The organism is Nonomuraea sp. N2-4H (genome assembly GCF_045291505.1).
Taxonomy (GTDB): Bacteria; Actinomycetota; Actinomycetes; order Streptosporangiales; family Streptosporangiaceae; genus Nonomuraea; species Nonomuraea fastidiosa.
The window spans coordinates 7,349,470-7,370,411 of record NZ_CP147987.1; the positions used below are offsets into that span (position 1 = coordinate 7,349,470).

Below are 20,942 nucleotides of genomic sequence, written 5' to 3' on the forward strand. Positions count from 1 at the left end.
GGAGCGGTGGCCGACACGCGTACGAAGCTGCTCGAAGCGGCGCTCGAGGTCCTGAGCACGTCCGGCATGTCCGGGGCGTCGGCGCGCACCATCGCCGCCGCGGCCGGCGTCAACCAGGCGCTGGTCTTCTACCATTTCGGCAGCGTCGACCAGCTCCTGTCCGCCGCCTGCGCCCACGGCTCGACCCGCCGCGTCGAGCGCTACCGCGAACGCTTCGCCGCCGTCACCACCCTGCGCGAGCTGCTCGACCTCGGCCGCGAGGTGCACGCCGAAGAGGCCGCCGAAGGCAACGTCGCCGCGCTCGCGCAGCTCCTCGCCGGCAGCCAGACCGACGAGAAGCTGGCACCCGCCGTGGTCGCCGGGCTCAACCTGTGGATCGGCGAGGTGGAGCAGACGCTCAGGCGGGTGCTGGCCGGCTCACCGCTCGCCGAGTTCGTGGACGTGGCGGGGCTCGCCAAGGCGACCGCGGCCGCGTTCGTGGGCCTGGAGCTGTACGACGGCGTCGACGGCGACGGCGCGGCGCAGGCGCTCAATGCCCTCGACCAGCTTGCGGGCCTGGTGACGGCCCTGGAGGACATGGGCCCCGTGGCGCGCCGCGCCGTACGCGCGAGGCTCACTCGTAGTATCGGGCCTCGATCACGTTCCCGTCGGGATCAGGGAAATAGATAGTCTCCGGCGCGATGCCGCGCGCGCCGAACGAGTTGGTGCCGGTGCCGGTGATCTCCACCTGGTGTTTCTTGAGACGCAATTTGAGGGCGTCGAAATCCTCTTTCCCGAACGCCAGGCAGAAATGGTTGACCGGGTGCCCGGCGCTGCCGTGGACCCCGGTGCCCTCGTCCACGCCGCGCATCGCCTCGAACGACATCAGGTCGAGGATGCAGTCGGGCGTGATCCGCACGCTCGGGAACGGTGCCTTCCCCTCACGGAACTCCTCGGCTCGCACCCCGGGCAGCCCGATCACCTGCTCGTAGAAATGGAGCGAGGCGAGCTGATCGGAGACCCAGCAGACGAGATGGTCAAGGCGTACGCGCATGAAAACACCTCCGCTTTCTTTCCAATATCCTTTCTTCTTTTCGCCGTGTCCACCTGCCGAGGTGGACGGCCTTCAGATCGAAAGCGGCGGTTCATTCCGCGGTGGGGTCCGATTTCGCATCCCGGGTAGGCGACCCGCGCCCGCGCCCTGCTCAGCCGTACTGCCGCTCCGCCTCCTCATAGGCGGGCAGGCGCGGCTTGTGCCACTTCAGCCAGCCCTCGTCGTTCTCCTTCTCCCACTCCGTGTCCTTGGGCCTGCTCTCCACCCACCGCACCATCCTGCGCATCTCGGCCAGGCTGGCGTCGTTCACCAGCAGTCCCGGCAGGTCCATGGTGATCCGCTTGGGCATGATCTCGTAGACCTGCATGAACCTGTTGTTCGGCTCTTCGAGGAAGTCACGGGTGCGGCTGTCGGGAGTGCCGCCGAAGTCCCAGAACTCGTCCCAGCCGCTGCGGTCCGGGTCCGCCACCCTGACGAAGTTCTCCCTGCACCAGGCGGCGATCTCCTCATACCATCGCGCCGCCGTGCCGAACTTGCCGCACAGGGCGGCCAGCGAGGTGATGTTCCCGTAGATCTGCCGTAGCGCGCCCTGCGCTTTCGCGGCGGCTTCGCCGTACCACGGGGCGTCGTTCAGGTCCTGCGCGCGCAGCCGGAACAGGTTCGCCATCTCGACGAGGGACTCGGCTCTTTCCTCGAACCGGACCGGGTCGATCCAGAGGTCGAGTTCGCCGAGGTCCTTCTTCAGCTTGTCCGCCGTCATGTCGTCGACGCCGTACGAGATCCCCTTCGGCAGTTCCAGAGACACGCTGACGTTGGGATAAAGGTCGCTCGGCTCCGCCAGGATGTCGGCAGGCGGGTCGCCTTTCAACCGGGACACGAGACGATCGTCCAGCCGGTCCAAGGGGATGTCGCCCAGCTTCGGGTTCTCCGCGAGGTCGTACCTGGTGGCGGCGCGCTCGATCAGCATCCCCGCCATGCCGATCTCGGTGTGCAGATCGCTCCAGAACTGGTTGACGTAGTAGTCGGCCATATTGAACAGGGTCGACAGCTCGCGGGGCAGAGCCCAATGCATCTCGGGCCAGCCCGGCTGGTCATGCCAGTAGGGCTGGCCGCGGAGAGCCAGGTCCGTGATGCGGCCGGCGACCGATTTGACGCCCTTGCGGTCGATGTGGAAGCCCTCCGCGTGACGCTCGTCCTCCAGGCCCGGCCAGGTGGGCGGCAGGCGCGGCTCGGTGTCCCAGGAAGACCATTGCTCGGAGGGGGTGGGATCTGGCTCGCGCATCTGAACTCCGATCTTGCTGGGGGTCGCAACACCCTATGGAGATCGTTAACAGACCCGCAACCGTCAATTCCCTCCGATGTGAGGTCACCTCGATGCCGCTCAGTCGCGGCCGACGCCTTTGAGCCAGCTCTCCACGACGAGGTCGGCGGCGCGCGGCGGGTCGAGGTCGGGCAAGCGGTGGGCGGCGATGTCGATCAGGCCGTCGAGCATCGCGCGTGCCCACTCCTGCGGCACGTCGCCGCGGATCAGCCCCTCGTCGGCGGCCCGCCGTACGAACCGGTCGAGCCGGGCGCTCTGCTCCTTCATGCGCGCGCTCGCCGCCTCGTTCGCGCGCATCATCCGCCGTACGTCCACCGGCCACTCCCTGCTGACCGGGATGATGCCCTCGACGTAGCGGTGCAGCGCCACCGCCACCGGCGCCTCCACCAGCCTGGCCTCGTCCAGGACCTGCTCGGAGCCGTCGAGCTTGGTCTGAAAGACGGCGGCGAGCAGCGCCTCCCGGGTCGGGAAGCGGCGGTAGACGGTCCTGCGATCGACCCCGGCCGCGGCGGCGATGGCGCTCATGCTCGTCGCGGGGTCCTCGGCCAGCAGGCGGGCGCCCGTAAGCAGAACGGCCCGCAGGTTACGCGCGGCGTCGGCTCTCATCACCCGCCCAGTTTAGACGCGATGTGACAGATGCCTCTTTGACAGACACACATCAGAGGCATATACAAACAAGAGGCGCCACAGTTATGTGGCACTTACTGAAGCTAGACGCAGACGTAAGACGACAGGACGCACACGCGCCTCGAGATCGGCCGGCGCGCGATCACGCCCTACCGCCTCGCGACTCACGACGACCAAGGAACAACCACCATGACGATTTGGCTCATCACCGGCAGCTCGCGCGGGTTCGGGCGGGCGCTCGCCCAGGCCGCGCTCGACCGCGGCGACCACGTGCTCGCCACCGCCCGCGACCCGCGTCGCCTCGACGACCTCGTCCAGCGGTACGGCGACCGCGTCCGCACGTTCCCCCTCGACGTCACCGACGCCGAGGCCGCCCGCGCCGCCGTCCGTGAGGCCGTGACCGCGTTCGGCCGGCTCGACGTCGTCGCCAACAACGCCGGCTACGCCAACTCCTCGGCCATCGAGGAAACCCCGGACGACGACTTCCGCGCCCAGGTCGAGACCAACTTCTACGGCGTCGTCAACGTCACCAAGGCCGCACTCCCCGTCCTGCGCGCCCAGCGGTCCGGCCACTTCATCCAGTTCTCCTCGATCGGGGGCCGGGTGGGCGGCTCGCCGGGCCTGGCGGCGTACCAGTCGGCCAAGTTCGCGGTCGAAGGCTTCTCCGAGGTGCTGAACAACGAGGTCAAGCCGTTCGGCGTCAAGGTGACCATCGTGGAGCCTGGAGCGTTCCGTACGGACTGGGCCGGCTCCTCCATGCGCACCGTCACCCCCGGCCCCGACTACGAGCAGACCGTCGGCGCCATGGGATACCGCCGCGCCGGCTTCGACCGCTCCGCCCCCGGCGACCCCGCCCGCGCCGCCCGCATCCTCTGCGACATCGTCGACCTCGACGAGCCGCCCCTGCGCCTCCTCCTCGGCAAGGACGCCCTCGAAATCGCCGAGGAGTCCTCCCGCGAACGCGCCGAAGAGGCCACCCGCTGGTCCCACCTCACCCTCGCGGCCGCCTTCTCACCCGGCGAATGACCCGCCTGACCTGCTTGTCATAGGACTATCAGGGCCAGGACCGGTCCACGCCGGTTGATGCACACTGTCTGATATGGCAACGACAGAACTCGGCGCGGCCCTGCGGCACTGGCGCGACCAGGTCTCACCCGAGGCGGCCGGGCTGCGCGCGGGCGGCCGCAGGCGCGCCGCCGGGCTGCGGCGCGAGGAGCTGTCCCAGCTGGCGGGCATCTCCGTCGACTATCTCACCCGCCTCGAGCAGGGCCGCGCCACCAAGCCGTCCGCGCAGGTCGTCGAGGCGCTCGCCCGCGCCCTGCGGCTCGGCAGCGACAGCCGCGCCCACCTCTTCCAGCTCGCCGGCCTCGCCGTCCCCGGGGCGAAGATCGTGCCCGCGTACATCCCGCCGAGCGTCCACCGCATGCTGGACCGGCTCACCGGCACCCCGGTCGCGGTCTTCGACGCCGCCTGGACCCAGCTGCTCGCCAACCCCCTCTACACCGCGCTGATGGGCGACTGGCGGGGCGACGACCTCAACGCCGTGTGGCGCAACTTCGCCGGCGCCGGCACCCGCGTCCGCCACACCCCTGAATCGCTCGGCGCCCTGCGCGCCGCCCAGGTCGCCGACCTGCGCAGAACCGCCGCCCGCTACCCCGACGACCGGCGGCTGCACCAGCTCATCGCCCGCCTGCGCGACAACAGCCCCGAGTTCGAAGCCCTCTGGGAGTCCGGCGCCGTCGGCCGCCACGAGTCCGCCCGCAAGACCATCGACCACCCGCAAGTCGGCGCCATCACGCTGGACTGCGACGTGCTCGTCGTCGCCGGCGAGGACCTGCGCATCATGGTCTACACGGCCGAACCGGGCAGCGAGGACGCCGAACGCCTCGCCCTCCTCGCCGTCATCGGCACCCAGGACCTCACCGCCCAGCGCCCGTAACCGGCCGCTCTACTCGGTGTCCTTCGGGTGCCGAGGAGCCGCGTAGATGCCGGCACCCGTGAATCACCGGATCCCCCACGCTTCGGGCTCACGCGGATACCTGGACGGGAAGACCTCCGGCATGGCGATGTCAGAACACATTCTGATGACGCGAGTTTCGCAACCCGCAGGCGTGCTGACGATCCGGCCCACCGGCCGGACACGCCCTCGAGTGCCGTGTCAGCGCCGTGAGGTGCGCAGGTGGATGCGCTCGCCCTGCTTGCCGAACAGGCTGAGCACCTCGACGCTGCCGTGTCCCGCGGCGCCGAACCAGTGGGGGATCTGGCAGTCGAACTCGGCCGCCTCACCGGGGCCCATGACGAAGTCGTGGTCGCCCAGCCGCACGCGAAGGCGTCCGCGAAGCACGTAGAGCCACTCGTACCCCGTGTGGGTCCGCAGGTGGGGTTCCTCGTCGTGAGCCGGGATGGTCATCTTGTACGCGCGCGGCTCGCCCTGCTGCCGGGACAACGGGATCAGCACCCGGCCGCCCCTCGTGGTGGGCTGCTGCGGCACGCGCGGATCGACGATCCGGGGCGCGGCGACGATCTCGTCGAGGGGGATGCCCAGCGCCGCGGTGATCGGCAGCAGCAGTTCGAGGCTCGGCTTGCGCTGGGCCGACTCCAGCCGCGAGAGCGTGCTGGTCGAGATGCCGGTGGCGCGCGCGAGCTCGGCCAGGCTGACGCCCTTCTTCTCGCGGGCGCGTCGCAGCCGGGGAGCTATCTGCTCGATCACGGCGTTGACGCTCGGCTGCTGCTCCATGGAACGCAGTCAACCAATCCGTCCCGGAAACAGCAAGGATCTTTGCCGGTCCCGGGTACGCGTCCCCATCCTTCAGGTGGAGGTGATCCCAGTGGACACAACGATGTGGGACGCGATCATCGTCGGCGGTGGAGCCGCCGGCCTGTCGGCGGGCGTCGTGCTCGCCAGAGCGCGGTTCGCGACCCTGGTCGTGGACGGCGGCGCGCCGAGGAACGGCCCCGCCGATCACATGCACGGGTACCTGACCAGGGACGGCATGGCGCCGAGCGCGTTCATCGCGACCGGGAGGGACGAGTTCACGAGGTACGGAGGCACGCTCGCCCTTGCGTCGGTCACCGCCGCGCGGCGCGCCGCCGACGGCATGTTCGAGCTGCGGCTCGACGACGGCCGAGCGCTGCGCGCCCGCTCGGTGCTGGTCGCGACCGGGCTGACCGACGAGCTGCCCGACATTCCGGGACTGCCGGAACGCTGGGCGTCCCAGGTGCATCACTGCCCCCACTGCCATGGCTACGAAGTGCGCGGGCGCACCATCGTCGTGATCGGCAGCGCGATGGCGGCGACGTCGGCGCACCTGGCCGCGCTGCTGCGCCGCTACAGCGACTCGGTGACGTTCTGCGTCAACGCCACCGAGATCGGCGAGGTCGAGCGGCGCCGACTCACCGCGTACGGCGTGCGCGTGATCGACGCACGGGTCACGGCGATCACGACGAGCGCCGGTCCGCCCGGAGCCGCGAGCCCGGTCGCGGTCGTGCTCGGGAACGGCGAGACGATCACGTGTGACGCCGTCTTCGTGGCGCCCCGCCCGAGGCCCCATGACGCGGTGCCGGCCATGCTCGGCGCGGCCAGGGACCCGGAGACCGGCCTCATCGCCGTCGATGCCCGTGGCGCCACGAGCGTCCCCGGGCTGTGGGCGGCGGGGAACGTGGTCAACCCCCAGGCCCAGGTCGTCACCGCCGCGGGCGCGGGCTCCACCGCCGCCATCGCCATGACCGCCTGGCTGCTCGATCGGGAGCTGGCCGCCGCCGTCGAAGGCGGGGTCCGATGACCGCCACCGAGACGCCGCCGAGCACTCGCTCCCGCCGGCTGCCCGCCGGCGTCTACCTGCTGGGCTACAGCCTGTTCGCGATGGGGAGCGCGGAGTTCCTCCTGGCCGGCGTGCTGCCGGGAGTCGCCGCCGACCTGAACGTCCCGCTCTCATCGGCCGGCTACCTGATCACCGCTTTCGCGCTGGGCGTCGTGGTCGGCGGGCCGCCGCTGGCCGTGCTCAGCCTCCGCTGGCCGCGCCGCACCGCGCTCGTGGCGGCGCAGGGCCTCTTCGCGGCCTCGGTGGCGATCGGGCTACTGGGCGGCTATGAGGTGTTGCTGCTGTCGCGGGTGGTCACGGGCATCGCGTACGCGGGCTTCTTCGCCGTCGCGTCCGTGACCGCGATCAGCCTGGTGACGCCGGACCGCACCGCGCGCGCCTCCGGGGTCGTGGTCAGCGGGCTGAGCGTGGCGATGGTGGCCGGCGGTCCCGCGGGCACGCTGCTCGGCCATCTCATCGAATGGCGCACCGGTTTCTGGGCGATCGTGGTCCTCACGGCGGCCGGGATCATCGGATGCCTCATCGGGATCCCCGCCGCCGCCCCGGGCGCCGGGCGGGCCGCCGAGCCCAGCGTCGCGCGGGAGCTCGCCACGATGCGCAGGCCGATGCTCTGGGGCGTGTACGCGATCACGATCCTGACCACCGCGGCGTACATGATCACATACAACTATCTGGCCGCCATGCTCGCCGGCATCACCCGCGTCCCCGGGGTCTGGATCCCGGCCGTACTCGCCCTGTTCGGGGTGGGCGCCTTCGCCGGGTTGTCCATCGGCGGCCGGATCTCCGACCGGCGTCCCCACTTCGCGCTTCTCACCGGGGCGGCGGCGATCGTGATCCTGTCGGTCGTGATGACCGCTGCGATCCGGCACGTCTGGGCGGCGGTGCCCGCGGTCTTCCTGCTCGGCGTCGCCGGGTTCGTGCTGAACCCCGCCGTGTACGGACGCGTCTTCGCCATCGCCGGCGACGCGCCGACGCTCGCCGGGGCGACCACCGTGTCGGCCTTTCAGCTGGGCATCAGCCTCACCCCCGTGCTGGCGGCGGTCCCGCTGGCCGGTGGGGGCGCGCTCACCTCGGTCTGCCTGATCGGCGCCGCACTCGCCGCGATCAGTGTGCCGCTGATCCTCCTGGACCGGGCCACCGCGAGGAACACCGCCCGGCCGTCCTGAGCCCAGGGCCGCACCGGTCGGGGCTCAGGCCGGCCGGTGGGGCGCAGGCCGTCCATCAGCAGGTCGAGCAGGCGAGCGGCCTTGGCCTCGTGTACGCCCCGGGGCGCCACGGTGAAGATGCCGATGAGCGCGGCGGCGATGTCGTCGGCTTCGACGTCGGAACGGAGGTCACCCGCGGCGCGACCGGCCTGGAGGATCTCGGTGATGGCGGCGAGCAGCTCGGCCCTGGTCTGCGCGTGGGCGATCTCCCCCGATTCGACCATCGCGTGCAGCGTGTCGAGCATGCCGTTCTTGGTCGCGATCCAGTCCCCGAACAGGTCCATCCAGCGCCGCATCGCCGCGGCGGGCGGCAGTTCGCCGAGCAGGTCGCGGGCGCCGGTGGTGAGCCGTACGACCTGGTCCCGGTAGACCGCGTCCACCAGCGACTCGCGGGTCGGGAAGTGCCGGTAGAGCGTGGCGATGCCGACTCCGGCCTCGCGGGCGATGGCGCGCATCGACGGCTCGGCCTCGGCCGACATGAACATCCGGGTCGCCACCGCGAGCAACTGGTCCCGGTTGCGGGCAGCGTCGGCTCGCGGTGCGCGTTCCGACAAAACGGATCGCGCTCCGGTTGTGTTAGGGTCACGCACGGAAACGGAGCATAGTCCACTTTCCGGAGCGCTCCCTTGATCCGAGGAGACAGGCGTGGCACAGAGCGTTCGACCGCAGGCGGGCGTGAGCAGGGCGGTACGGCTCGATGCGTGGGGCGGTCCCGAGGTCCTCGACGTCCGTGACGTCCCCGCACCGCAGGCAGGACCGGGGCAGATCCGCGTACGGGTCACCGCCGCCGGCCTCAACCCGATGGACTGGATCATGACCGCCGACGCGGGCACCGCGGCCCGGTTCGGCCTGAGCCTCCCCGCCGGGTTCGGCACCGACTATGCGGGCGTGATCGACCAGGTCGGCAACGGGGTGACCGGCTTCGAGCCCGGTGACCGGGTGTTCGGCGGCGCGCTGTCCCGCGCGGTCGCCGACTTTGTGGTGATCGACCTGTCAGGGGGAACGGCGGCCGAGGAGGCCCACCACACTCCCGACGGCGTGGACGACCGCACCGCCGCCACGCTCACGATCGCCGGACGTACGGCCTCCGCCGCGCTCGCCGTGATCGACCCCGGCCCCGGCGACACCGTGCTGATCGGCGGCGCGGGCGGCGGGGTCGGGGTGTTCGCCGTCCAGCTCGCCAGGATCGCGGGGGCGCGCGTGATCGGCACCGGTTCCGCCGCCTCGGCCGGCTTCCTGCGCGACCTCGGAGCCGAGCCGGTCGCGTACGGCGACGGCCTGGCCGACCGCGTACGAGCCCTCGCCCCCGACGGCATCACCGCCGCCCTCGACCTGCACGGCACGGAGACCGTGGAGGCCGCACGCGAACTCGGCGTCCCGGACGGCCGCATCTGCACCATCGCCGCACAGGTGGACGGCGTACCGGCGGCCAACGGCGCCAACGCCACCCCGGGCGACCTCATCGAGATCGCCCGCCTGGTCGCATCGGGCAGGCTCCGGGTGCCGATCGCGGCGACGTTCCCGATCGCGGAGATCCGCCGCGCCGCCGAACCCCAGGCCGGCCGGCACGTACGCGGCAAGATCGTCATCGACCTCTGACGCGAACCCGGCGCCCGGGCCCTTCCCGTTACACGCGGGCCCCGGACGGCGGCCGAGGCGCGAGCGCTGAATTCACCGCTCCGAACGAGCGACTCCGCGTGCTGCGAACGACCTATTGAGGCTTGGAGCGGTATTCAGCCCACTTGTCGACCGCCTCTTGGAGATCAAGAGCAGCAACATCCTCACGCGTCATTCCAACGGTGTAGATCAACCGGTTCGCGAGCCAATCAGGGACCGGTTCCCTAGGAGCAGCCTTCTGCACGCGGATGTCCGCTACCAGCGCACCAAGACGTTCAATGACCTGGCCGAGCTGCACGACCTCAGGACGGTCCGTTCCCGCCTGGCGGATCCTTGCCGTCGCTTCCGCGTACACTTCCGCGTCGGCCCGCTCACCGACAGCCCACACTTCGCAAATCTCCACCGACTTGTCCTCGGTGATGCGATAAACGACGCGCCAAGTGTTGCGGCCGACCACCAGCTTCCGAAAACCGGTCAGCTCTCCGCCCAGCGGATAACCGGCTTCAGGGTTGTCCAGCAATAGGAGGATCTTCTTGAGAATCGTGGGCACCGCGTCCGGGCCGATGCGCCGAAGATCGTCGACCGCCTGCGCCGTGAAGACGACGTCGGACACGGCTCACTCATCGTCCGGGAGAGCAGCCAGAGACTCGCGAGTGTGCCCGAAAGCGGCGAGCACATCGTCGAGCGCGATCCGCTCTCCTGTATCCGTGACCGACCGGGCAAGCACCAGCGCCAGATCACGAAGATCAGCAGCGGCCTCCTCCAACTCGTTGAGCCGGCGGATGCTCACCACGGCCGCCACAGGTTGATGCCGGCGAGTGACCACCAGATCGGTCCCATGCTCCGCATCAGCCACCAGACGGGCAACGCCTCGCTTGGCCGCCTCTGTGACGCTCAACTCAGTGGCGTCGTGCAGAACAGTCATACCCCCACTGTACATTCTTCTGTACAGGAAGCATCTGCTGGTTCAACGCCACCTCCGCACGACGACATCACCGTCGCCATCGCCCGGCTCCACCGGCTGGGCCCGAGCATCACCCGCGAGGTGATCCCGCCCGCGAAGCCGGTCGCCGGCTGAGCCGCGCGGCGTCGCGGGCCGGGCCCGCGACGCCGTTTCACGAAGCGGTGGGGTCAGTTGTGGACGACCACCCACGTGTCACCACGCCTGAAGTGGAACATGTCCGTGCCGACGTAGAGCGTGGGATTGGGTTTGCTCCTGCTCTGGACGTACAGCCTGCCGACCCGCGACGTGGCGATGTCGTAGACCGCGTCGGCCTTCCGCCCCTGCTTGTCGACCTGGCTGAGGAGGACGAAGCGATCGCCCACGATCCTCCGGGGGTGCCGGCCCGGCAGGTCCGCGGCCTTGCCACCGTCGCGGCGGACCGCCTGGTCCTCCGTGAAGCACCACGTCACGTCGCACACCGCCCGCGCGGGATCGTCCGGCCGCTCCCCTGTGCTGAGGTTGAGCAGATTCCGTACGCCTCGCAGGCGTTCGTCGGATGGCCCCACCCAGGGCCAGCGGACGAGATGCAGCCCCTCCGTATCCGGAACGAACGACGGCTCGCCACCCGACAACGGAACATGATGCACACCGCCCGACTTGAGCGACGACCAGAAGATCTTGCCGTCTCCGGTAGCCAGCCGGACACCGTGGACGGTGTCGCCGTTCACCTTGTCCACGTCACGCTCGGCGGGGAACGAGACCACCCGGCGGGGCGTGCCCCCGGTCACCGGGATGGTGAGGATCTGGACGTTCTCATCCTTGATCTTGAACCAGGCGATCATTACCTCGCCCACCGCCGGTGTCTGCACCGGCGCGACCGCAAAGTCGAGTACGGCAAGGCGCTTGAAGGTCCGCGAATCCAGGCTGTAAGACCACCACTCGGGCGCGGGATCGTACCCCTTCTTCGCCACGTATCCGAGCAAGGTGCGCTCGTCGAGGAACGCCTTCGGCGTGAAGTCCTTGCCGTTCGGCACCTTCATCGGCACCACCGCGACCGCCGAGGCCAGCGCCTGCTCCACCGGCGGCGCGATTTTCTCCACGGTCCGCGGCTTCTGCTTCTGCGCACGCGGGGTCTGCGTCACCGTCTCTGCGGGCACGGGCTGCGGCGACACGGCCGGCTGCGGCTCGGGCGCCCGCCACACCAGCACCGACATGACCAAGATCACGAGCCCGGTGGCCGCCGCCACACTCGCCAGCACCAGGATCGGCCGTCTGCGCCGGCCCGGCGACTCGACCGCCTGGCGCAGCAGATCCGGCGGCATCTCCGGCATCCGAGCCTCCGCGCGGGCGAACGTACGGCGCAACAGCTCTTCAACGTCGTTCATCGCAGGCTCCTCAGCTGGCCGACGGCGTCGCGAAGCTTGTCCAGCGCGCGGGACGCCTGGCTCCGCACGGTTCCCGGAGAGATGCCGAGCATCTCGGCGATCTCGGCATCCGAACGGTCCTCGTAGTAACGCAGGACGAGTACGGCACGCTGACGCTTGGGCAGCTTGGTCAGCTCGTCCCACAGGTCCAGCGACTCCGCCTCCGCATGAGCCTGTTCGGGCACCTCCCACACCAGGTGTTCGCGCCTGCGCCGCCGCCAGACGGAGATGTGCAGCCGGGTGATCGTGGTTTTGACGTAGCTCTCGGGGTTGTGCTTGCGCCGCACGCGCGACCACGAGCCGCGCAACCGCACCACCGCCTCCTGCACCAGGTCGGCGGCATCGTGCGGATTGCCGGTGAGCATGTACGCATAGCGGAACAACGCATGCCCACGTTGGGTGACGAAGTCCGCTAACTCCGGTGGGCCGTTCACGCGCGAGGATCCTCTGTTCATCCCGTCTGTGACGCCCCAGACCTCCCGGAATGTTGCATCACCCGACAGGCACCTTGCCGGGGACGGCCGGAACGGCCGAACAGTGCCCAGGCCGGTTCACCGGCGATCAGGAGGTGCCGAGCAGCCGTAAGACCGCTCGGCTACTCGCGATCAGCTCGGGGTCTCCTTCGGCCACGCGCAGGTCCAGAGCCTCCTCCAGCACCTCACGCGCCTCCTCCCGACGCCCCAGATCGATGAGCGCCTTGCCCAGGTGCTGAAGCGCGAACGACAGCATCTCCGGCGCTTCCTCCCTCGCGAGCGCGAGCATCGCCCGGCACACCGTCTCCGCGCCCGCCGCATCACCCGCATACCGGTAGGCGTCGGCGAGATTCAGCGACGCCGCGATCCGCCTGCGACTCGTGTCCGCCAGGTCGAGCGCGCGGCCGAGGTGGCCGATCGCGTCGCCGTACTCGCCGAGAACGAGCAGCCCGACCCCGAGCGCGCGCAGGGTGGCATAGTCAGAGGGGTTTTGAGCGCGTACGGGGTCGATGAGCGCGATGAGCCGCTCACGGTCTCCAGGGACCATCCGTAAGTCCTCGTCGTACGCGATGAGTTCGTTGACCTCTTGAAGCAGCACACCAGAACCCTAGGCCCCGCAAGCCGATGCGCTGCAGGCCCTCTTTCTGCCCGGAAACGGCTCTGGCCCATGAGCGGCCAGGACAAAAGTCCGGGCGATCAAGGGCCAGAGATCAGGCTGCCTTCGCGGGCTCACGCCTCGCCGGTGGTCAGGCCGACGGGGCAGGCGACGCCCGTGCCGCCGATGCCGCAGTATCCGTTCGGCACCTTGTACAGGTACTGCTGGTGGTACTCCTCGGCGAAGTAGAACGGGCAGGCGGGGGCGATCTCCGTGGTGATGTCGCCGTAGCCGGCGTCCTTCAGCACCCGCTGGTACGACTCCCGCGACTCCTCCGCCGCCGCCTGCTGCTCAGGCGAGTGGAAGTAGATGGCCGAGCGGTACTGGGTGCCGATGTCGTTGCCCTGGCGCATGCCCTGGGTGGGGTCGTGCGCCTCCCAGAACACCTTCAGCAGCTGCTTGTACGAGATCTTGGCCGGGTCGAAGACGACGCGGACGACCTCGGCGTGGCCGGTGCGCCCGGTGCAGACTTCCTCGTACGTCGGGTTGGGCGTGTAGCCGCCCTGGTAGCCGACCGCGGTGGTGTAGACGCCGGACGTCTGCCAGAAGATGCGCTCCGCGCCCCAGAAGCAGCCGAGGCCGAAGTCGGCGACCTGGAGACCCTCGGGGTACGGCGGGGCCAGCGGCGCGTCGAGGACGACGTGGCGGGCGGGCACGGGCATCTGCTCCGCGCGGCCCGGGAGGGCGTCCTCGGGTCGGACCATCGATGTCTTGTTGCCGAACAGCCAGCCCATAGCGACCTCCGAGAGCTCTCGATCCAGACTACACACCCCCCAACACTTAAGAGTGTCTACACATTTCCACTAAGTGGACAGAATTTGTGTTTAAAGGTAGTAATGCCCGAAACTGGGGTACATGCCTGACTCGCGGCGCGGCATCCTCTACGGGGTCGCCGCCTACACCATGTGGGGCCTGTTCCCCCTCTACTGGCCACTGCTCAAGCCGTCCGGCGCCGTCGAGATCCTCGCCCACCGCATGGTGTGGTCCCTCGTCGTGGTCGCCATGGCGCTGGCCGTACGCCGGCACTGGTCCTGGGTGAAACAGCTGGTCAGGCAGCCCGCCAAGCTCGGCCTGCTGACGCTGGCGGCGATCTTCGTGACCGTCAACTGGGGCACCTACATCTACGCGGTCAACAGCGGCCACGTCGTGGAGAGCGCGCTCGGCTACTTCATCAACCCGCTGGTCAACGTGCTGTTCGGGGTGGCGCTGCTGCGCGAGCGGCTGCGGCCGCTGCAGTGGGCGGCGGTCGGGTTCGGCGCGCTGGCGGTGCTGGTGCTGACCGTCGACTACGGAAGGCCCCCGTGGGTGGCGCTGACGCTGGCGTTCAGCTTCGGCGTGTACGGCCTGGTCAAGAAGCGCGCGAACGTCGAGGCCACCGAGAGCCTGGCCGTGGAGACCCTGGTGCTGCTGCTGCCCGCGCTCGGCTACCTGACCTGGCTCCAGGTCACGGGGACGGCCACGTTCGGCCACGAGGGCCTGGGCCACGCGCTGCTGCTGGTCACGGCCGGACTCATCACCGCCGTGCCGCTCATCTGCTTCGGGGCCGCGGCCATCAGGGTGCCGCTGAGCACGATCGGCCTGCTGCAGTACATCGCGCCGATCCTGCAGTTCGCCTGCGGCGTGCTCATCGCCAAGGAGGTCATGCCGCCGAGCCGCTGGATCGGCTTCTCAATCGTCTGGCTGGCGCTGGCGATCTTCACGTACGACAGCATCCGGGCGGCCCGTCAGACCGCCCGGAGCCGCATCGCCGTACAGGCTCAGCCGGAGCGCTCGACCACGTAGTCGCAGAGCGCCAGGAACGCGTCCTTGGCCGGGATGCCGGGCAGGCCCGCGATGTCGGCCCGCGCCCGGTCCACCCAGGCCACCAGCTCGGCCCGCGCCTTGTCCATGGCGGGGTGGGCGCGGAGCAGGGTCAGGGCCTCCTCGAGGTGTTCCTCGGGGACCGGGCCCGACAGCAGCTCCGTCAGCCGGGGATTGTCGCCGGCGGCGAGCGCGTACAGGACGGGGAGGGTCTTGATGCCCTCCTTGAGGTCCGTGCCGGGCGTCTTGCCCGACTGCGCACCGGAAGAGGCGACGTCGAGCAGGTCGTCGCCGAGCTGCCAGGCCACGCCGATGGCCTCGCAGGCGCGGCTGAGCCGCTCTTCGACGTCGGCGGGAGCGCCCGACAGCAGCGCGCCGAACCGCCCCGACGCCGCGATCAGCGAGCCGGTCTTGTCGGACAGGACGCTGAGGTAGTGGGCGATCGGGTCCTCGCCGTTGCGCGGGCCGATCGTCTCCCTGATCTGACCCTGGACGAGCCGGGAGAACGTCTGGGCCTGAATGCGGATCAGCTCGGGGCCGAGGTCGGCCAGGATGTCGGACGCCTGGGCGAACAGGTAGTCGCCGGTGAGGATCGCCACGGTGTTGTCCCACCGGGCGTTGGCGGACGGGGAGCCCCGGCGCACCGGGGCCTCGTCCATGACGTCGTCGTGGTAGAGCGAGCCGAGGTGGGTCAGCTCGATGACCACGGCGCCGGGCACCACGCCCGGCGCCGACGGATCGCCGAACTGGGCGGCCAGCAGCACCATCAACGTGCGGAACCGCTTGCCGCCCGCCTCGATGAGGTGCTTGGACGCCTCCGTGACGAAGGCGTCCTCGCTCTCGACGGACGAGCGCAGGAGCTTCTCGACCGCGGCCAGTCCGTTGGCCACGTCCTGCGCCAACCGCTCGTCCTCGATGGGAAGGTCAACCACGGGAGGCGCGGACATACGAGATCCCCTTATCTGATGAACAGGCTGCTAGCAGCGTCGTTGGCAACACCGAGGATGGACTCCGGGTAGAGCCCCACTCCTACCGTAACCAGCAGCGAAACGGCGATGACGGCCACGGTCCCCATACTCGGCACCGCGATCGCCGGGCCGTCGGCGGCCGGCTCGCTGAAGAACATCAGCACGATCACGCGAACGTAGAAGAACGCGGCGATCGCGGAGGCGACCACACCAACGACGACCAGACCGGCCATCCAGCCGCCCATGGAGTCGCCGGGGCTCGTGCCGCTGTTCAGCGCGGCGGCGAACACGGCGTACTTGCCCATGAAGCCGCTCGTCAGCGGGATGCCGGCGAAGGCCAGCAGGAAGAAGGCGAACACGCCGGCCAGGATCGGCGACCGCTTGCCGAGACCGGCCCAGCGGGACAGGTGCCCCGCCTCGCCGCCCGGGTCGCGGACGAGGGTCAGGATGGCGAACGCGCCGACCGTGGTGATGCCGTAGACCGCGAGGTAGAACAGGATCGCCTTGAGCGAGCCGGCGTTCTGCTGCGCGTCGCTGAACGTCGCCATCACGCCGACCAGCAGGAAGCCCGCGTGCGCGATGGACGAGTACGCCAGCATGCGCTTGAGCTCGGTCTGGGTGATCGCCAGGATCGAGCCGACGATCATCGTCAGCGCCGCGACGGCCCAGATGACCGGCCGCCACTCCCAGTCGAGGTTGCCCAGGCCGACCCAGAAGACCCGCAGCACGGCGCCGACGGCGGCGACCAGCGTGCCGGAGGCCATGAGCGCGGTGACGGGCGTCGGGGCGCCCTGGTAGACGTCCGGCTTCCACGCCTGGAACGGCGCCGCACCGATCTTGAACAGCAGGCCCACGCCGAGCAGCGCGAACCCGATGAGCAGCAGCGGGTCGAGCGCGTTGCCCTCCGCCATGGCCTGGTTGATGCCCGGCAGCGAGACGGTGCCCGCGAAGCCGTAGATCATCGCGGTGCCGTACAGGAAGAACGCCGAGGAGAACGCGCCCAGCAGGAAGTACTTCATGGACGCCTCCTGGGACAGGAGACGCCGCCTGCGGGCCAGGCCGCACAGCAGGTAGAGCGGCAGCGACATGACCTCGAGGGCCACGAACATCATCAGCAGGTCGTGCGCGGCGGGGAACAGCAGCATGCCGCCCACCGCGAACAGGACCAGCGGGTAGACCTCGGTGTGGCCGGTGCCGCTGTCGTGGGACTCGGCCTGCTCCTCCTCCGGGCTGCCCGGCACGGACGCGGCGGAGGCCACGAAGTGGCCCTCGTCGTTGATGAGCAGCACGCAGACGAACGACAGGACGAGGATGACGCCCCAGATGAACAGCGACGGGCCGTCCACGGCCAGCGCGCCCATGGCGGCGGCCGTGGTGGGCACTCCGCCGCGCAGCGCCTGCACGAGCACCAGCGCGAACGCGCCGGCGATGCTCAGCAGGGTGAGCGGCACGTGGATGGGCTTGCGCAGGTAGCGCGGCGCGAACGCCTCGACGAGCACGCCGATGCAGGCCGCGCCGAAGACGACCAGCAACGGCGCCAGCAGGCCGTACTCGATCGTCGGCGCTTCGATGGCGGGGTTCACTGGCCTGTCCCCTTCTCAGCGACGGTGGAGGTGGGTACCTTCACGTTGGTCAGCGTGTGTTGCACTGACGGGTTGATCACGTCAAGCAGCGGCTTGGGGAAGAAGCCGAACCCGATGATCAGGGCGACCAGCGGAGCCAGCACCCAGACCTCGCGGGCGTTCAGGTCCTTGAACGCCTTGACCGGCTCGGCCGTGGGCCCGTTCAGAGCCCGCTGGACCATCCACAGGATATAGACGGCCGCCAGGATCACCGCCACAGCGGAGATGATCGCGGCCGCGGTCAGCGCGCCGGACCCGTGAGCCTGGCTGGAGTACGTGCCGATCATGACCATGAACTCGCTGACGAAGGACGACAGGCCCGGCAGCGAGAGACCGGCGAGACCGGCGATGAGGAAGAAGCCCGCGAGCAGCGGGGCGACCTTCTGCACGCCTCCGTAGTCCCCGATGAACGGCGAGCCGCGCCGTGCGATCAGGAACCCTGCGGCCAGGAACAGCGCGCCGGTGGCGAAGCCGTGGTTGACCATGTAGAGCGCCGCGCCGGACTGGGCGACGTCCGACATGGCGAACACCCCGAGCACGATGAACCCGAAGTGCGAGATCGACGTGTACGCGATGAGCCGCTTCATGTCGGTCTGGCCGATGGCGACGATCGCGCCGTAGATGATGCTGATGACCGCCAGCACGACGATCGGCATCGTGAACGCCTTGGCCGCGTCGGGGAACAGCTCCAGGCAGAAGCGGAGCATGCCGAACGTGCCGACCTTGTCCAGCACGCCCACGAGCAGCACCGCGGCGCCGGCCGGAGCCTGCGCGGCCGCGTCGGGCAGCCAGGTGTGCACCGGCCACAGCGGCGCCTTGATGGCGAACGCGATGAAGAAGCCGCCGAACAGCCACTTCTGCATGGCCGGGTCCTGGATGGCCCCGATCAGCTCGGGGAACATGAAGGACTGCTTGCCGCCCACGACGTACAGGCCGATCACCGCGACCAGCATGAGCAGGCCGCCGAAGAGCGAGTACAGCAGGAACTTGACGGCCGCGTAGGACCGCTGGGCGCCGCCGTACGACCCGATCATGAAGTACATCGGGATCAGCATCGCCTCGAAGAAGACGTAGAAGAGGAAGATGTCGGTCGCCGCGAAGACGCCGATCATCATCGTCTCCAGCACCAGCAGCAGGGAGAAGTACGTCTTCACCGAGCGCTTGGGCGCGATCACCGTGCCGTCGGCGGTCTTGACGCCGTCGGCGTCGTGCCAGGAGGCCAGCACCACGATGGGCACCAGCACCACCGACAGCGCGATGAGCACGAGCGCGACGCCGTCCACGCCGACCCCGAACTTCACGCCGAAGCTCGGGATCCAGTTGTAGGCGGCGGTGAACTGGAAGCGGTCGCCGTCGGGGTCGAACCCGGCGGCCATGACGCCGGTCAGGACCAGCGTCACCAGCGAGAACAGCAGGGTGACCTGCTTGGCCAGCTTGTCACTGCCCTTGGGAAGCAGGGCCACCACGATGGCGCCCACCACGGGCACCGCCATGAGTATCGGAAGCCAGGGTGACATCAGATGTTCCCAACGAGGAGCAGGGCGCCGGTCAGCAGGGCGGCACCGATCAGGATGGACAGCGCGTACGTTCTGGCGAAACCGGTCTGGATCCGCCGAAGGCGCCCGGAGCTGCCGCCGATGCCCGCCGCCAGGCCGTTGACGATCCCGTCGATGCCGCGGTTGTCGAAGAACACCGCGACGCGGGTCAGCCACTGGCCGGGACGCATGAAGAGCGACTCGTTGAGCGCGTCACCGTACAGGTCGCGCCGGGCGAACGTGGTGAGGAAGTTGCCGCGCGGCTGCACCGACGGCACCTCGACCCGGCCGTACCGCATCCAGGCGAACACGACGCCGACCGCGACCAGCGCCAGCGTGGCGAGGCCAGGCGTGCTGAACGGGTCGAAGTGCGGCACCGCGTCGACGCTGCCGCCGACCGCCGGGATGAGGAACTTGTAGAGCGTGCCGCCGAGCACCAGGTAGGCACCGAGGCCCAGGGAGCCGAGCGACAGGATCATCAGCGGCACCGTCATCACGAGCGGCGACTCGTGCGGGTGCGCCTCCTTGTCCCAGCGCTTCTCGCCGAAGAAGGTCATGAAGACCATCCGCGACATGTAGAAGCCGGTGACGCCCGCGCCGAGCACGGCCAGCCAGCCGAGGATCGGCTCGTGGTGCACCGCGGCCTCGATGATGCCGTCCTTGGTGAAGTAACCGGACAGCAGCGGGAAGCCGATGATCGCCAGATAGCCGATGAAGAACGTCACGAAGGTGATCGGCATGACCTTGCGCAGGCCGCCGAACTTCCTCATGTCCACCTCGTCGTTCATGCCGTGCATGACCGAGCCGGCGCCGAGGAACATGTCGGCCTTGAAGAAGCCGTGCGTGATCAGGTGGCCGATCGCGAAGGCGTAGCCCGCCGGGCCGAGGCCCGCGCCGAGCATCATGTAGCCGATCTGCGACATCGTCGAACCGGCCAGGCCCTTCTTGATGTCGTCCTTCGCGCAACCGATGATCGCACCGGCGAGCAGCGTGACCGCGCCGACGATGGCGACGGCGAGCGCCGCGCCGGAGCCCTCGGGGAAGAAGAACGCGCCCGAGCGAACGACCAGGTAGACACCGGCGGTGACCATGGTCGCGGCGTGGATGAGGGCCGAGACCGGGGTCGGGCCCTCCATGGCGTCGAGGAGCCAGGACTGCAGCGGAAGCTGCGCCGACTTACCGCAGGCACCGAGGAGCAGCAGCAGGCCGATGGCGAGCATCGTGCCGTCGCTCTGGCCGGGCTGGATCTGCTCGCCCAGGCCCTTGAAGGTCAGGGTGCCGAACGTCGTCCAGATGATGAACATGCCGACCAGCAGGCCGAAGTCACCGACGCGGTTGACGACGAACGCCTTCTTCGCCGCGGTCGCCGCGGACGGCTTGAACTGCCAGAAGCCGATCAGCAGGTACGACGCCAGACCGACGCCCTCCCAGCCGATGAACAGTCCCACGTAGTTGTCGGCCAGCACCAGCAGGAGCATCGCGGCGACGAACAGGTTTAGGTAGGAGAAGAACCTGCGCCGGTGCTCGTCGTGCGCCATGTAGCCGATCGAGTAGATGTGGATCAGCGAGCCCACACCGGTGATCAGCAGCGCGAAGCTGATGGACAGGGGGTCGATGAGGAGCCCCATGTCGACCATGCCGGGGATGAACTCGTACAGGTGCACGGCCCGGCGGCGCTCCTCCTCCCCGAACCCGATCAGCTCGAAGAACGCCAGCACCGCCACGACGAACGAGGCGAGGGACATGGCCACGCCCAGCAGATGGCCCCAGCGGTTGGTGAACCGGTTGAACACCAGCAGGATGAACGCGCCCACGAGCGGAAACGCGATCATCAGCCAGGCGTTGCCGATCACTCCACCGGTGTGCTGGGCGATCTCAGCGATTTGAGATTCCACCAG

General features: G+C 69.4%; 21 protein-coding genes and 1 pseudogene. 7 read left to right on the plus strand and 15 right to left on the minus strand.

Annotated elements, in window-relative coordinates:
• Nucleotides 1-6: 6 nt before the first annotated feature.
• Entirely contained in the window at nucleotides 7-669 is a 663-nt protein-coding gene (locus WBK31_RS33880; RefSeq protein ID WP_364062407.1) for a TetR family transcriptional regulator, read from the plus strand.
• On the opposite strand, the gene WBK31_RS33885 is transcribed toward WBK31_RS33880, so the two are convergent.
• From WBK31_RS33885 to WBK31_RS33895, 3 genes are all read right to left on the minus strand, one after another.
• Nucleotides 614-1,033 carry a VOC family protein gene (locus tag WBK31_RS33885; protein ID WP_364062404.1) on the minus strand — a complete coding sequence of 140 codons (420 nt, stop codon included), beginning with the start codon at nucleotides 1,031-1,033 and terminating at the stop codon, nucleotides 614-616. The two genes, WBK31_RS33880 and WBK31_RS33885, sit on opposite strands and share 56 nt — an antisense overlap.
• A 151-nt stretch (nucleotides 1,034-1,184) precedes the next feature.
• The gene (locus WBK31_RS33890) at nucleotides 1,185-2,315 is read right to left on the minus strand and encodes a hypothetical protein (RefSeq protein WP_406673745.1); all 1,131 of its coding nucleotides are present in this window, start codon (nucleotides 2,313-2,315) and stop codon (nucleotides 1,185-1,187) included.
• A 99-nt stretch (nucleotides 2,316-2,414) separates the two neighbouring features.
• On the minus strand, nucleotides 2,415-2,960 hold the full coding sequence (locus WBK31_RS33895; RefSeq protein ID WP_364063248.1) for a helix-turn-helix domain-containing protein: 546 nt from the start codon (nucleotides 2,958-2,960) through the stop codon (nucleotides 2,415-2,417).
• 210 nt (nucleotides 2,961-3,170) lie between these two features.
• Between WBK31_RS33895 and WBK31_RS33900 the strand changes: the two genes are divergently transcribed.
• Both WBK31_RS33900 and WBK31_RS33905 read left to right on the plus strand, forming a co-directional pair.
• On the plus strand, nucleotides 3,171-4,007 hold the full coding sequence (locus WBK31_RS33900; protein WP_364062398.1) for an oxidoreductase: 837 nt from the start codon (nucleotides 3,171-3,173) through the stop codon (nucleotides 4,005-4,007).
• Between the two features lie 73 nt (nucleotides 4,008-4,080).
• The gene (locus WBK31_RS33905) at nucleotides 4,081-4,920 is read left to right on the plus strand and encodes a helix-turn-helix transcriptional regulator (RefSeq protein WP_364062395.1); all 840 of its coding nucleotides are present in this window, start codon (nucleotides 4,081-4,083) and stop codon (nucleotides 4,918-4,920) included.
• 219 nt (nucleotides 4,921-5,139) lie between these two features.
• On the opposite strand, the gene WBK31_RS33910 is transcribed toward WBK31_RS33905, so the two are convergent.
• Nucleotides 5,140-5,718 (minus strand): helix-turn-helix domain-containing protein, encoded by a 579-nt coding sequence (locus WBK31_RS33910; RefSeq protein WP_406673746.1) that lies wholly within the window; start codon nucleotides 5,716-5,718, stop codon nucleotides 5,140-5,142.
• Between the two features lie 91 nt (nucleotides 5,719-5,809).
• On the opposite strand from WBK31_RS33910, the gene WBK31_RS33915 reads away from it, so the two are divergent.
• Nucleotides 5,810-6,763, plus strand: a complete 954-nt coding sequence (locus tag WBK31_RS33915; protein WP_406673747.1) for an NAD(P)/FAD-dependent oxidoreductase — start codon at nucleotides 5,810-5,812, stop codon at nucleotides 6,761-6,763.
• Nucleotides 6,760-7,968: an MFS transporter gene (locus WBK31_RS33920; RefSeq protein WP_378785975.1), complete on the plus strand. Its 1,209-nt coding sequence runs from the start codon at nucleotides 6,760-6,762 to the stop codon at nucleotides 7,966-7,968. The genes WBK31_RS33915 and WBK31_RS33920 overlap by 4 nt, the downstream gene beginning before the upstream one ends.
• Before the next feature lie 50 nt (nucleotides 7,969-8,018).
• Here WBK31_RS33920 and WBK31_RS33925 read toward each other — a convergent pair.
• Nucleotides 8,019-8,597, minus strand: a pseudogene (locus WBK31_RS33925) (TetR/AcrR family transcriptional regulator); the annotation flags it as partial.
• Nucleotides 8,598-8,652: 55 nt separating this feature from the next.
• Here WBK31_RS33925 and WBK31_RS33930 point away from each other — a divergent pair.
• Nucleotides 8,653-9,606: an NADP-dependent oxidoreductase gene (locus WBK31_RS33930; RefSeq protein WP_406673748.1), complete on the plus strand. Its 954-nt coding sequence runs from the start codon at nucleotides 8,653-8,655 to the stop codon at nucleotides 9,604-9,606.
• A 112-nt stretch (nucleotides 9,607-9,718) separates the two neighbouring features.
• Here the strand turns inward: WBK31_RS33930 and WBK31_RS33935 are convergent, their stop codons facing one another.
• From WBK31_RS33935 to msrA, 6 genes are all read right to left on the minus strand, one after another.
• Nucleotides 9,719-10,237: a type II toxin-antitoxin system RelE family toxin gene (locus tag WBK31_RS33935; RefSeq protein WP_406673749.1), complete on the minus strand. Its 519-nt coding sequence runs from the start codon at nucleotides 10,235-10,237 to the stop codon at nucleotides 9,719-9,721.
• A 3-nt stretch (nucleotides 10,238-10,240) separates the two neighbouring features.
• Nucleotides 10,241-10,549 (minus strand): type II toxin-antitoxin system prevent-host-death family antitoxin, encoded by a 309-nt coding sequence (locus WBK31_RS33940; protein ID WP_364062374.1) that lies wholly within the window; start codon nucleotides 10,547-10,549, stop codon nucleotides 10,241-10,243.
• 206 nt (nucleotides 10,550-10,755) lie between these two features.
• Nucleotides 10,756-11,781, minus strand: coding sequence for a hypothetical protein (locus WBK31_RS33945; RefSeq protein WP_406673750.1), 1,026 nt, complete (start codon nucleotides 11,779-11,781; stop codon nucleotides 10,756-10,758).
• A 167-nt stretch (nucleotides 11,782-11,948) separates the two neighbouring features.
• Entirely contained in the window at nucleotides 11,949-12,425 is a 477-nt protein-coding gene (locus WBK31_RS33950; RefSeq protein ID WP_364062368.1) for a SigE family RNA polymerase sigma factor, read from the minus strand.
• Nucleotides 12,426-12,552: 127 nt separating this feature from the next.
• Nucleotides 12,553-13,062 (minus strand): tetratricopeptide repeat protein, encoded by a 510-nt coding sequence (locus tag WBK31_RS33955; protein ID WP_364062365.1) that lies wholly within the window; start codon nucleotides 13,060-13,062, stop codon nucleotides 12,553-12,555.
• Between the two features lie 131 nt (nucleotides 13,063-13,193).
• Entirely contained in the window at nucleotides 13,194-13,853 is a 660-nt protein-coding gene (msrA, locus tag WBK31_RS33960) for a peptide-methionine (S)-S-oxide reductase MsrA (protein WP_406673751.1), read from the minus strand.
• Nucleotides 13,854-13,974: 121 nt separating this feature from the next.
• On the opposite strand from msrA, the gene rarD reads away from it, so the two are divergent.
• Nucleotides 13,975-14,901: an EamA family transporter RarD gene (gene rarD, locus WBK31_RS33965; protein WP_364062359.1), complete on the plus strand. Its 927-nt coding sequence runs from the start codon at nucleotides 13,975-13,977 to the stop codon at nucleotides 14,899-14,901.
• On the opposite strand, the gene WBK31_RS33970 is transcribed toward rarD, so the two are convergent.
• From WBK31_RS33970 to nuoL, 4 genes are read right to left on the minus strand one after another with little or no spacing between them, the layout of a single operon-like run.
• Nucleotides 14,877-15,866 (minus strand): polyprenyl synthetase family protein, encoded by a 990-nt coding sequence (locus tag WBK31_RS33970; RefSeq protein WP_364062356.1) that lies wholly within the window; start codon nucleotides 15,864-15,866, stop codon nucleotides 14,877-14,879. The two genes, rarD and WBK31_RS33970, sit on opposite strands and share 25 nt — an antisense overlap.
• Before the next feature lie 11 nt (nucleotides 15,867-15,877).
• Complete coding sequence (gene nuoN / locus WBK31_RS33975) at nucleotides 15,878-17,470, minus strand: NADH-quinone oxidoreductase subunit NuoN (RefSeq protein WP_364062353.1); 1,593 nt, start codon at nucleotides 17,468-17,470, stop codon at nucleotides 15,878-15,880.
• On the minus strand, nucleotides 17,467-19,026 hold the full coding sequence (locus tag WBK31_RS33980) for an NADH-quinone oxidoreductase subunit M (protein ID WP_364062350.1): 1,560 nt from the start codon (nucleotides 19,024-19,026) through the stop codon (nucleotides 17,467-17,469). Before WBK31_RS33980 ends, nuoN begins: the two co-directional genes overlap by 4 nt.
• Nucleotides 19,026-20,876, minus strand: a complete 1,851-nt coding sequence (nuoL, locus tag WBK31_RS33985) for an NADH-quinone oxidoreductase subunit L (RefSeq protein WP_364063245.1) — start codon at nucleotides 20,874-20,876, stop codon at nucleotides 19,026-19,028. The genes WBK31_RS33980 and nuoL overlap by 1 nt, the downstream gene beginning before the upstream one ends.
• Between the last annotated feature and the right edge of the window lie 66 nt (nucleotides 20,877-20,942).

What these genes read in the sequence shown, in the direction of transcription:
- WBK31_RS33885 (WP_364062404.1), bottom strand. Translation starts at nt 1,033, where the DNA reads ATGCGCGTACGCCTTGACCATCTCGTCTGCTGGGTCTCCGATCAGCTC.
- WBK31_RS33890 (WP_406673745.1), bottom strand. Translation starts at nt 2,315, where the DNA reads ATGCGCGAGCCAGATCCCACCCCCTCCGAGCAATGGTCTTCCTGGGAC.
- WBK31_RS33895 (WP_364063248.1), bottom strand. Translation starts at nt 2,960, where the DNA reads ATGAGAGCCGACGCCGCGCGTAACCTGCGGGCCGTTCTGCTTACGGGC.
- WBK31_RS33900 (WP_364062398.1), top strand. Translation starts at nt 3,171, where the DNA reads ATGACGATTTGGCTCATCACCGGCAGCTCGCGCGGGTTCGGGCGGGCG.
- WBK31_RS33905 (WP_364062395.1), top strand. Translation starts at nt 4,081, where the DNA reads ATGGCAACGACAGAACTCGGCGCGGCCCTGCGGCACTGGCGCGACCAG.
- WBK31_RS33910 (WP_406673746.1), bottom strand. Translation starts at nt 5,718, where the DNA reads ATGGAGCAGCAGCCGAGCGTCAACGCCGTGATCGAGCAGATAGCTCCC.
- WBK31_RS33920 (WP_378785975.1), top strand. Translation starts at nt 6,760, where the DNA reads ATGACCGCCACCGAGACGCCGCCGAGCACTCGCTCCCGCCGGCTGCCC.
- WBK31_RS33940 (WP_364062374.1), bottom strand. Translation starts at nt 10,549, where the DNA reads ATGACTGTTCTGCACGACGCCACTGAGTTGAGCGTCACAGAGGCGGCC.
- WBK31_RS33945 (WP_406673750.1), bottom strand. Translation starts at nt 11,781, where the DNA reads ATGTCGGTGCTGGTGTGGCGGGCGCCCGAGCCGCAGCCGGCCGTGTCG.
- msrA (WP_406673751.1), bottom strand. Translation starts at nt 13,853, where the DNA reads ATGGGCTGGCTGTTCGGCAACAAGACATCGATGGTCCGACCCGAGGAC.
- rarD (WP_364062359.1), top strand. Translation starts at nt 13,975, where the DNA reads ATGCCTGACTCGCGGCGCGGCATCCTCTACGGGGTCGCCGCCTACACC.
- WBK31_RS33970 (WP_364062356.1), bottom strand. Translation starts at nt 15,866, where the DNA reads ATGTCCGCGCCTCCCGTGGTTGACCTTCCCATCGAGGACGAGCGGTTG.
- WBK31_RS33980 (WP_364062350.1), bottom strand. Translation starts at nt 19,026, where the DNA reads ATGTCACCCTGGCTTCCGATACTCATGGCGGTGCCCGTGGTGGGCGCC.
- nuoL (WP_364063245.1), bottom strand. Translation starts at nt 20,876, where the DNA reads ATGATCGCGTTTCCGCTCGTGGGCGCGTTCATCCTGCTGGTGTTCAAC.